8 protein-coding genes are annotated in these 9708 nt (G+C 43.8%); all 8 read right to left on the bottom strand.

Features of this window, described 5'->3' with window-relative positions:
• Positions 1-36: 36 nt before the first annotated feature.
• The 8 genes from OW495_RS19205 to OW495_RS19170 all read right to left on the bottom strand — a co-directional run bounded on the left by OW495_RS19205 (position 37) and on the right by OW495_RS19170 (position 9566).
• The gene (locus OW495_RS19205) at positions 37-828 is read right to left on the bottom strand and encodes an acyltransferase (protein ID WP_102513591.1); all 792 of its coding nucleotides are present in this window, start codon (positions 826-828) and stop codon (positions 37-39) included.
• Between the two features lie 83 nt (positions 829-911).
• A complete protein-coding gene (locus OW495_RS19200) occupies positions 912-2297 on the bottom strand; it encodes an O-antigen ligase family protein (RefSeq protein ID WP_289887805.1) in 1386 nt (461 codons plus the stop codon).
• A 94-nt stretch (positions 2298-2391) separates the two neighbouring features.
• Positions 2392-3555 carry a glycosyltransferase gene (locus OW495_RS19195; RefSeq protein WP_133153977.1) on the bottom strand — a complete coding sequence of 388 codons (1164 nt, stop codon included), beginning with the start codon at positions 3553-3555 and terminating at the stop codon, positions 2392-2394.
• Between the two features lie 269 nt (positions 3556-3824).
• Positions 3825-4964 carry a glycosyltransferase family 4 protein gene (locus OW495_RS19190; protein ID WP_102513588.1) on the bottom strand — a complete coding sequence of 380 codons (1140 nt, stop codon included), beginning with the start codon at positions 4962-4964 and terminating at the stop codon, positions 3825-3827.
• Entirely contained in the window at positions 4945-6459 is a 1515-nt protein-coding gene (locus OW495_RS19185; protein ID WP_065112576.1) for a sigma-54 dependent transcriptional regulator, read from the bottom strand. The genes OW495_RS19190 and OW495_RS19185 overlap by 20 nt, the downstream gene beginning before the upstream one ends.
• Positions 6460-6669: 210 nt before the next feature.
• Complete coding sequence (locus tag OW495_RS19180; protein ID WP_076672012.1) at positions 6670-7092, bottom strand: Hpt domain-containing protein; 423 nt, start codon at positions 7090-7092, stop codon at positions 6670-6672.
• A 349-nt stretch (positions 7093-7441) separates the two neighbouring features.
• On the bottom strand, positions 7442-8674 hold the full coding sequence (locus OW495_RS19175; protein ID WP_102512830.1) for a glycine betaine/L-proline ABC transporter ATP-binding protein: 1233 nt from the start codon (positions 8672-8674) through the stop codon (positions 7442-7444).
• The gene (locus tag OW495_RS19170; protein WP_017110849.1) at positions 8667-9566 is read right to left on the bottom strand and encodes a proline/glycine betaine ABC transporter permease; all 900 of its coding nucleotides are present in this window, start codon (positions 9564-9566) and stop codon (positions 8667-8669) included. The genes OW495_RS19175 and OW495_RS19170 overlap by 8 nt, the downstream gene beginning before the upstream one ends.
• Positions 9567-9708 lie beyond the last annotated feature (142 nt).

Below are 9708 nucleotides of genomic sequence, written 5' to 3'. Positions count from 1 at the left end.
GGTAGACCACCGAAATCTTCACCGAATACGATTAAATCACGCATGACGACCTCCATGAGTTTCTAGAGTATCGAATACATCAGATTCAGTCTCAACATGTTGTTCGTTTGGAATCTGCCCGACAACACGCGCTGGGTTGCCCGCAGCTATAGAGAAAGGCGGGATAGACTTAGTAACAACACTGCCTGCCGCAACCACAGTGCCTTCACCAATGGTGACCCCGCCTTTTACCGTAACATTCGTGCCTAGCCATACATCTTTCTCTAAAATGATACTTCCAATCTGTTCTTGATCATCGCCTTCGCCTGCCGCTCTGCGCTTAGCGTTGAGTGGGTGCCCAGAGTAACCAAACAGAAATGCACCGCCTGCAATGCGGACATTATCGGAAAGAACGACTTTGTGGCCGATGGCGATAGTGGATTGCCAACCGACGTCAACGTTGTTACCAATGCTTAGCAAAGGTTGAGAACCGTCAGGCGTTGGTTGAGTACAACCCGAGAACGTAGTTTGCCCAGAGATGCGGCAATCATTACCAAGTTTAATCATGAGTGGACCACTAACGAATGGTAGGCCACCATAAAGGTAAAGACGTTTACCGCATTGATTAACTCGGCCTTTGAAGGCTGGAGTCCAATAAACAAAGCGTGCTAATCCAGAGATGAAGTTGCTTACCAGTTTATGAGCATGGTAAAGGCACTTGTTGAAAATCTGAGGACTTGGGAATTCCATTGTTCTAATATTTTTCAAAATGAAAAATACATTTCTAATGTGAGAATTAGGATGAAACTTAAGCCAATGTTTGAATTGATGCGCTGATACTGACGTCATAATGAGAATCTCCATTTTTAACTTTAATGGATATCTTTCATTTTATATGCCACATCTTGATTGTTAATAATTTCAATGAGTTATCATCTTTCGGTTTGTGGGTTCTCATTCTGACATTCAGTTTGGGATACGTGAGATACGCAGACAGTGAGTGCTGCCAAGATATAAATTGGCCAGTTAAAACCTTGAGTTAAAAAGGTGCCCGAGACGATAGTGCCAATTAAGCCCGCATAGACGGCGTAGGCCGCAGAGTGGAGCGCTGGCGTGACCTTGTCAGAACATTGGTTGATACGAGCTAACGTTTGGAGAGTGGTGATGAGCAATGAAGAAATCACGATGATGAAAACAATGAATCCGAGAAAACCAGTTTCGGCCAAAACACCAAACCAAGTACTGTGTACTGCATGGTTTAACCCATCCCAGTGAGAGCTGTAGAAAAAGTAGTTGGAAAAGAAGTTATTTAACCCAACTCCAGTCAATGGGTTATCAAGCGCCATTTTAAAGGCCGCTTCCCAAGCGTATAAACGTCCCATTGCCGATTCATCGATACCGGCTTCTGCTGCACCACCAGAGGCTCTGTCTGAAATACCAGCGGCAAAGTAAAGTACGACGGCGCCTATTGCACCAAGTGATAGCAATAGCACTTTGGAACGAATCACTTTTAAAGCGAATATGCCCACAACGGCAACACAACCTAATAACCCGCCACGGCTTTGTGTGGCTATGACAGCGTAAACCAGAATACAGCCAGCGATAACACAAAGTAGTCGTTTGAAAGTCGCTATGCCATTGGTGCTCGCTTGGCTTATCGCAAACGCGAGAGGAAACATCAGTACAAGTGCTAAGTCGTTAGGGTCTCCTAGCATCGAACCAAAATCCCGACCGATGGTTACTCGGGTTCCTTCTACTAATCCAATACCGTTAATTGAGTTATAAATGGCGATAACGCCGACCAATGTCCCTGCGCCGACGATGATCATCGATGTCTTCGCAAGTTTGTCAGCGCTATTTACTAGCCAAACAATGGCTAATGTCATGACCATGATTTTCCAATAGATGCCTTTAAACTCAGCAAGCGCGACGCCTCTGTTGGAAGCAAACACCAATCCGATGGTCACTAACACCCAGAACACCATTAACCATGACAAAGAACGATGCCAATAAGGCTTAAGCTCTTTGCTTATAAGGCCGTGCCAAAGTAATGCAGATAAAGCGCCTAGCGACAGAAGCAGCGGGATTTTGAACGCAAAAAGCTGAGGGATAGCCTCGTGAATACGAAAGAAAGAGAACACAACGAACATAATCACCAACCAAAACGTTTTGTTGATGATAAATAGTGCCGCAAGTGGAACAAATGCTAAACAAACGGCCACCAATGGGTGAGGCACAATAACCCATACCACTCCCACAATTAGGCAGAGCGCTAAAATACCAATAGTAGAGGGGACTTTTCTGGCCGAATCAATCATCAATGATCCTTATTGTGACGGTTTAGGGGCTGAAGTGTATTCATTCTGATTTCTGCCTTTAAACCTAAATGCACGTAAAATATGAGTGTCATGACTAACGAAAAGCCCAGCGCAAAACTGGTTTTAAGCTGCAAGCTAAAGACATAGAACTCGGTTCCGCATATATTTTCTCGTAGAGTCGTTGGAAGCGTTGTGTGTTAGCAATAACAGTCAGGGAAGAGGCAGTGAGTTCATATAAATCATTACCGAGCCTGCTTCCAAGTTGAGGTTGAGTGATTAAGCTCAGCATATGCTCGGTCATCTCATTTATTGGGTTGTGTGTTGAGAACAATAGCCCATTGCCTTCGTGGTTGATGAACTCCGGAATGCCGCCAATGCGGGGCGCAATAATAGGTAACTTGGCGAGCCCAGCTTCGGCAATCACATGCCCAAACGCTTCATACCTAGCACCACTGATAAAAGCATCGGCACCACCATACAACCAATCCGCCGTATTATTTTGTTCTCCAACTAAGTGAACACGTTCATTTAAACCAGACGAATTAATCAAAAGTTCAAGATTTTCTCTATCTTCACCTTCTCCGATCACGACTAAATGACAGTCATGGTCTTGACTAGCAATGTTAAGTGCTTGAATGATCAAATCTATACCTTTGCTCACAATGAGAGGTCCTACAGTAATGAAGACATAACTTGATGCTGGGATATTTAGGTGTGTACGTAGGTCTATCTTTTGGTGGAGCTCTTGAGCTACACCATTATAAATCACTGACAGTTGGTCTTGAGGGTAATCGTCATCAAGTAGCCCTTCGCATACATCGTAGCTCACCCCAACGATACAGGGAGACAAATGCAATCCGAATGTAAAGCGGTCTCTTAATCGATAATTATTGTGAAGTTGAGTTACAAGTGGGATTTTGCATAGTTTGGCAGCTAGGCACATCCATTGACATGGGGCACCATTATTGATGTGTATTACGTCGATATCATGCTGTTTTATCAATGTGATCGCTTGGTTCACTTGTCTGCACCATCCAATGACATTTAATTTCGGTTGTTTTCGGCCAAGCATGAGATGGAAGGGAGAGTAATGGTTAGGAACCTCGGAATTGGTCAAACGTTCGATAAGAGGCTCACAATTGCTCCAAACCAATGGTTTGTAACGATTTCGATCGAGAGATTCAACCAAGTTGATTAAACGAGATTCGGCTCCACGAATATTATCGTCACCGTAATGAACATAAAGAATGTTTTTCATACCAATCCCCACACATAGGATGCCTGTTTTCTTGACTGCGTTTTAGCGAAATAGAACAGGCTAAAACAGTGTTAGGGTTAACTTTGCAAGTGTGATGCCATTGGTTTTATATGGCTAATATACTGTTATTTAACACTTTATGAGAAAGGCTAATTATCTATTTCAAATTGAGAATCAGAATGAACGATGAAAAGTGACCTAGCGACATACAGAATTGTCAGTGTTTCTGTAAGTGCTCAGCCGTTAAGTGATCTGAGACGCAGGGTGGTTTAAAGGTGGTAGCAATTCAATAACTGCGGGATAACGGCTTGCGGCGAATAGTCATCGATGACGCTTTGTCTAGCTTTGGCACTCATGATTTCTTTGTCAGAGGGGGACAGATTTAACCATGCGTTGAGGTTCGCGGTCAGTTCTGACTCTGAATGCGAAATGTAGCCATTGCTTCCATGATCAATCAATTGAGGTAGATTACCCACAGCCGTTGCAATTACCGGTATACCGCGAACCATGGCTTCAAGAGCGGCCATTGGCAGACCTTCGTATCGAGAGGGAATGATCAATACATCAATTCGCGGCCATACTGAAGCCATATCAATTTGATGACCATGAAATTGGCAGTTTGCAGGGCTATTTTGTGCGAGCTTTGAACGTTCAGGTCCATCACCAAATAGATTGAACTGATGTTGTTCAAAGTTTTTCGCTAACATTATAAAGCGATCGGCGGCTTTTTCGTGGCTTAAGCGCCCGACGAAACCAAACTGATAGTGACCATGTTGGTTGTTTTGTGCTTGTTGAGTATCGCTTAAAGCCGGTGCTTGAGAATCGGCAGGAATACTCACAAAGTTATTGAGCAATGTAGAGCGAGTGGGGAGTTTACGGCTTATCTTACTACTAACCACTAACGAGTGGTTTGATATCCAACTTGTGTAACGGTCGAGAAGATCATACACCCAAACACGACCTGTTGGCGTTTCACCTGCATGGTAGGTGGAGATTTGGCGAAGTGGTACTTGGCGGCTTAACAATTTAGTGGATTTACTTACGATACTGGCTTTGTAACCATGAGCATGAATCAGTTGTGGCTGATATTGTTCAACCGCTGATCGTAACTGAGCTATAGGATTACCTTGGACTTTTGATAGATCTTGGAGATAAGAGTAAGGCAGGGCGCTTTCATTTAATCGCCCGATAATCGAGGGTTCTGGCATGTATTGTGTTAACAAAACAACACGTACCTTTTTTCTGTGGTCAAGCAGCCCCTTTGCTAACTCCAAAACGTGAGTTTCTATTCCTCCGAAAGTTTGGCTATCGATGAACAACCAAATTTCTCCCAATACAGGAATGAGAGCCTCTTTGATAAGAGGCTCGTTTACGTTATTCGGGGGGATATTAGGCTTGGTTGTACTCATCTTCAGATTCCCAAGCCTGCTTCTTACGATAAACGGTAGAAGGGCTTAACTCTAAAAGCACAGCAGCGTTTAACACGTTTCCATCGCAATGATTGATCGCATGTTGAATTGCTTCACGCTCAATCTGCCACATTGGACGTATAGCGCCTTCGACCGTTGTGAAAGCTGGAGTCATTGACTCGATTTGTGCTTGCGGTGTTGGCGCTTGCTCAAGCTCTTCTGGCGTGATCGGCGGTAACTTAGTTTCAGTAACAGGAGTCGGAGCTGCCACAGCAACGGGCGCTACATTTCGTATTGGCGTAATAGACCTTGGTTTCGTGGTATCCGCTTTATTAATTGGCGGAGGAAGCATGTCTTTAGTCACGCTGCTTTCATTATTCAACACCACGATGTTTCGAATGACATTTTGCAACTGACGTACATTACCTGGCCACGCGTAACGTTTAAGTAGGGTTTGTGTCTCTTTGTCGATAGATTTGAACTTCTTCTTATCTTGCTTCGCGTACAGCTTCAAAAAGTGACTCGCAAGGGTGACAATGTCACTTCCTCTTTCTCGTAGTGGCGGCATCTCGATAGGTACGACATGGACGCGATAATAAAGGTCTTCACGGAATCGACCTTCTTCAACTTCAACCAGTGGATCTCGGTTGGTTGCGCAGATGATTCGAACGTCGACTTTGATTTCTCGGTTACCGCCGAGTGGGGTAAAGGTGCCTGTTTGTAAGAATCTGAGGAGCTTTTTCTGCATCTCCAGTTCCATCTCACAAAGCTCATCGAGAAATAAAGTCCCGCCATGCGCTTGCATCGCTGAACCTTTGCGGTCAGTCGTAGCGCCAGTAAAGGCACCTTTAACATGACCGAAGATTTCACTCTCCATTAGATCTCGAGGGATAGCACCACAGTTAATCGCGACAAACGGTTTATCGCAGCGTTGACTCTCTTGGTGTATCGCTTCTGCACAGACTTCTTTACCGGTACCACTTTCGCCATTGATGAAGACACTGGCAGTGGTTGGGGCAACTGAATCAATGATTTTGTAAACAGCTTGCATCGGTAAGCAAGAGCCGATGAAGTTATGGAAACGGTCGCGATCGAATTTGGTTTGAATGTCATCGACCAAGTTTTCGAGCTTGGCTCTGCGCAAGTGAAGATTAACCGATGTTTTCAGGCGGTCAGCTTGAATGGGTTTCTCTAAGAAATCTTCCGCACCACGTTGAATTAGATCAACGGCGATATTCACTGAGCCGTGTGCCGTAGCGATAATGACCGCAGTCGGAATCTCGCTATCACTGATCCAATCTAAGACTTCTTCGCCCGGCATATCAGGCAGTTTTAGATCGAGGATAACGAGCTGTGGGGCGTGTCTTTCTATAAATGTTTTGGCTTCAGCGCCAGTCTCGACATGAAATATGTCGTATGGCTCATCTTTGACGTACTGTTTATAAAGTACGGCAAGGGAGGTGGAGTCTTCAACCAACAATACTTTAGGGCGCATTGTATAATTCCTTTTGAAACTTTATCCTAACCAATCAATAACATAGTGACATCTAAGCATCAATGCGAATAACGCGTATTTGTTAGCTACCGCATGCAATATTTTAATATGCACTTGGCTTTAAATCATTACTGATACTGACGATGTCTAAGCTAATCTTTAAAAGCGATGTTACAAAGAAAATTGTCTAACATCGATTTGAAAACGAGTTTAACTAAAGCCTTGGTCTTTTCTTTCTAAAAGGGCTTTAATCGAACACTCTGCGAGTTCTAACAATTCGTCGACCCTAAGAAACGCGTCTTCATGCTTTTGTTCTAAACATTGCTTTTCTAACGTTCGTGCTAGAACGGACAGTGGGCGATTACCTAGTGCAAGAGCGGTACTGCCAACCGTATGCACTTCAAACTCAAGGGCTTGAGCATCATTATCTGTAGCCGCTTGTCTAATAGCGGTTAGGCGAGTTTGTGATTCTTCTACGTAATGGTCGATTAAAATAGGAATGATCTCTGCACTCGTGTCGCGAATCATTTGTTCTAAGATGCTCTCGTCTACAAGCTCTGCATCGGCAAGTTGTGCATTCGCTTGTTCGTTCAAACTAGCAGGTGTCTCTGAAGCTAAAGTCGAATTATTCACACTAAATCCTTTCATTGTGTGTTGAGGAAATACGTTAGCTTGAGGCTAATATCTATAAGTATTATTAAGTTTTAGTCATTTTTTAGAATAATTTCAACTGGTTGCCTTAAAAACTATGGCATTAATTGGTTCATTGGTAAGCGCGAAATCAAAAATGTCATAGTGGTAATGCTCTGATTTTTCGTGTTTTTACTTATGAAATATGAACTTAGATGTCTAACTTGGGACCGGAAGTTTTAAAAAACAAAGGTAAACTCTACGGCGGAAAGAGAAAGGCCACTGCATTTATTCAATGCAGTGGCCTAGGTTATTTAAGATAGTTAAAAGATTACTACGTTGAGCTAAGAAACTAAGAAGCCTTATCAATCTTTAACTTTGGGGCGGGCTCTACTTCTTCCTCGCTATTTTCAGTGAAGATCTCAGCAACAGCGCTTCGCTCTAACTCTCCTTTAAGGTTGCCATCTTCGTCGACAACAGGAAGAGAGTAATCACAAGACATGGTATCAGGCAGAACCTCTTCAATAACGGCATCAGGCAACACCGCTGGCACTTCTTCGTAGATTTCTTCACTAAAATCATGCACTGAGGAATCTTCAACTGCATCTTGAAGACTTTCTTGGGTCACTAAGCCCTGATAGCCGTCATCGGTTACGTGATAAGCGTAATCGTTTTTCAGCATCTTCATTTGTGCTAGTGCACCTTCAATCGTTTCCGAAGTAATGCGGTATAGAGGAGGTTGCATTACCGTTTCAACGGTAAGCGCGCGTGCTCGGTTGACGTCTTTTACGAACGCTTCTACATAATCATCTGCAGGGTTCAACAGAATTTCATGAGGCGTACCTTGTTGGACTAATTCACCATCTTTCAAAATCGCGATTCTGTCTCCTAAACGAAGTGCTTCGTCGAGATCGTGGGTAATGAAGATAATGGTTTTATGAAGCTTTTCTTGTAGCTCAATCAGCTGATCTTGCATTTCGCTTCGAATCAAAGGGTCCAGTGCTGAGAAAGCTTCATCCATAAGTAGAATTTCAGCGTTGGTACACAAAGCTCGAGATAAACCGACACGTTGTTGCTGACCACCAGAAAGTTGAGCAGGGTACTGGTTGCCGTAACCTTTTAAGCCAACAGTTTCGAGCCACTCGTTAGCTTTCGCTAAACGGTCTTCTTTCTTTATGCCTTGAACTTCGAGTCCGTATGCAACGTTTTCAACCACAGTACGGTGAGGCATTAAACCAAAGCGTTGGAAAACCATCGACATCTTGTGACGACGAAACTCTTCAAGCTCTTTGGTATTGAGGCTCATTACATCAATACCTTCAACCGTGATCTTACCTTGAGTCGGGTCAATTAGACGGTTGAAGTGACGAATTAGAGTCGATTTACCAGAGCCTGAAAGGCCCATGATAACGAAGATTTCACCGCGGTTGATCTTGAGGTTAATCTCCTTCAAACCGACGGTATGCCCAGTATCTGCCAATATGTCGTCTTTGTGTTCACCATTTTTCACACGGTTCATTACAGACATCGGCTTTGGTCCAAACACTTTGTAAAGACCACTAATTTCAATCAATGGTTTAGTCATGCTTGAATCCTCCTAGGTGCGCATTGGTTCTTCGCGCATAAGCCTGTGAAGCTCGGTCAAATAAGATAGCCAGCGCCACAATGGCGAAACCGTTCATCAAACCTAATGTGAAGTATTGGTTGGTGATCGATTTTAATACCGGTTGCCCTAAGCCTTTTACGCCAATCATCGACGCGATAACGACCATAGAAAGTGCCATCATGATAGTTTGGTTGATGCCCGCCATAATGGTTGGCATCGCTAAAGGCAATTGAACACCCCACAAGCGTTGTTTCTTACTCGCACCAAACGCTGTTGCCGCTTCCAATACTTCCTTATCGACCAAGCGAATACCTAAGTTGGTTAAACGAATAACCGGTGGGATTGCATAGATAACTACGGCGATCAGGCCAGGGATTTTACCGATACCAAGCAGCATAACTACTGGGATAAGGTATACGAACGCAGGCATGGTTTGCATGATATCGAGTAGCGGCGTCACAATGGATTGCACTCGATTAGATCGTGCCATTGCAATACCAATAGGGATGCCAAGGAAAATTGAGACTAAGGTACACACAGTAATGATACTGAGCGTCCGCATCGTATCTTCCCACATTCCAAAGTAACCAATCAGAAGCAATGAAACCACACACCCTAATGCCAGTTTCCACGAGCGACTCGCGGCATACACCAAGCTGGTACATACACCAAGAACGATAAGCCACGGAGTGGATATAAGGAGTTTTTCAAACCAAACAAGGAAAGAAAGAAGAGGGTCAAATAATGATTCAATCATTTCGCCGTATTCACGGGAAAATTCGCGGTAAGCGCCATCTAGCGCCTTTTTAATTGCTCGCAAATCAGAGCGTTCCATTTCAGGAAAGCTTGATAACCAATTGCTGTCAGCCATTTTATATCCTTATAGTTCGGCGCCTTTCAGTTCGTCTTAAGTCGCTGTTGAATAACGAGCGAGATAGACGGTTTCAGTCGCGATAACGTTTAACATCATCGTGACTGAAACTTAGGACTCCGAATATTGAATAACATCAAGT

It is taken from the genome of Vibrio sp. 14N.309.X.WAT.E.F5, assembly GCF_030397615.1.
In the GTDB taxonomy this organism is placed as follows: domain Bacteria; phylum Pseudomonadota; class Gammaproteobacteria; order Enterobacterales; family Vibrionaceae; genus Vibrio; species Vibrio lentus.
Note: the sequence above shows the minus strand (reverse complement) of the source record. Positions and strands in the feature narration are given on the sequence as shown.

Excerpts from the sequence above, each read along its gene's own strand:
- OW495_RS19205 (WP_102513591.1), bottom strand. The coding sequence starts at position 828 with ATGACGTCAGTATCAGCGCATCAATTCAAACATTGGCTTAAGTTTCAT.
- OW495_RS19200 (WP_289887805.1), bottom strand. The coding sequence starts at position 2,297 with ATGATTGATTCGGCCAGAAAAGTCCCCTCTACTATTGGTATTTTAGCG.
- OW495_RS19195 (WP_133153977.1), bottom strand. The coding sequence starts at position 3,555 with ATGAAAAACATTCTTTATGTTCATTACGGTGACGATAATATTCGTGGA.
- OW495_RS19190 (WP_102513588.1), bottom strand. The coding sequence starts at position 4,964 with ATGAGTACAACCAAGCCTAATATCCCCCCGAATAACGTAAACGAGCCT.
- OW495_RS19185 (WP_065112576.1), bottom strand. The coding sequence starts at position 6,459 with ATGCGCCCTAAAGTATTGTTGGTTGAAGACTCCACCTCCCTTGCCGTA.
- OW495_RS19175 (WP_102512830.1), bottom strand. The coding sequence starts at position 8,674 with ATGACTAAACCATTGATTGAAATTAGTGGTCTTTACAAAGTGTTTGGA.
- OW495_RS19170 (WP_017110849.1), bottom strand. The coding sequence starts at position 9,566 with ATGGCTGACAGCAATTGGTTATCAAGCTTTCCTGAAATGGAACGCTCT.